The sequence below is a fragment of the Candidatus Cryosericum odellii genome (genome assembly GCF_003570935.1).
GTDB lineage: Bacteria > Caldisericota > Caldisericia > Cryosericales > Cryosericaceae > Cryosericum > Cryosericum odellii.
On sequence record NZ_QXIU01000031.1, the window covers coordinates 2,476 to 3,587 of the forward strand.

Sequence of the window (1,112 nt, forward strand, 5' to 3'; positions counted from 1 at the left end):
GCTCTTGTCCGAAGACCAGAAATCTACATCTTTGACGACAGTTTTTCGGCGCTCGACTTCAAGACGGATGCCAACCTCAGGGCGGCTCTGAAGAAAGAGACCCATGACGCGACGGTCATCATCGTCGCCCAGCGAGTGGGCAGCATCATGAATGCCGACCGCATCATTGTGCTGGATGAAGGCAAGATCGCCGGTATCGGCACGCACAAGGAGCTGATGAAGACTTGTGAGGTCTACCGCGAGATCGTCTACTCGCAGCTCTCCGAGGAGGAACTGGCATGAGCGATGATACGAGAAAAGAACGACCGATAGTTACCGGTGGCCCTGGGCCTATGGGTGGAGGTCCCCGCGGTCTGCGTGGGGTGGTAGAGAAGCCCAAGGACTTCCGGGGCACGACCAGACGTCTTATACAGTATCTCAAACCGCAAACCGCCAAACTGATGATTGTTTTTGCACTTGCCATCGCGAGCACTGCGTTCGCCGTGTATGGCCCCAAGATCAGTGGAAATGCTGTGAACCAGCTCATGAACGGGTTTGTGGCAAAGAGTATGGTGAGCGGGATNNAGCGGGATCTCCAAGGCCCAGGAGCAGGGCGTCCCTCAGATCCAGAAGGCTCTGCAGGGGATGCAGACTGCTCAGGACGCAGCAGTGACGCAGGCCCAGGCAGCGGTCAGGAAACAGTTTGACGCCACGCTGGCGACCCAGAAGCAGCAGGCATACGCGCAAGCCGAGGCACAGGCAACAAAGATCATTACGACCAATCCTCCGAAAGAGCTGGTCGCGGCTGAACAGCAGGTGCAGGCGGAGGTCACGAAGCAATTTGATGCCAAGCTGGCGGCGCAGAAGCAGCAAGCATACGCGCAGGCCGAAGCACAGGCGACCCAGACGCTGACGACGAATCCACCACAGGAGCTGATAACGGCCGAGCAACAGGCGGAAGCGGCAGCTGAGGCGGCTGCGAAGCTGCAGGTCGACCAGCAGTTTGCGGCGAAGTTCCCAGGTGTTCCGCTGGAGACCATCCCCGGGTACGCTGATGCACTCGCAGCTGCTCAGCAGCAGGCATCTGCTGCAGCCAAGACACAGGTGGACGCTGCCGCGCTGACTCAGGCGAT

General features: G+C 59.2%; 2 pseudogenes. Both read left to right on the forward strand.

The features are described from left to right. A pseudogene (locus SMC5_RS10950) lies at positions 1-282 on the forward strand (ABC transporter ATP-binding protein); the annotation flags it as partial. Positions 283-624: 342 nt separating this feature from the next. Then, positions 625-1,112, forward strand: a pseudogene (locus SMC5_RS01210) (hypothetical protein); the annotation flags it as partial.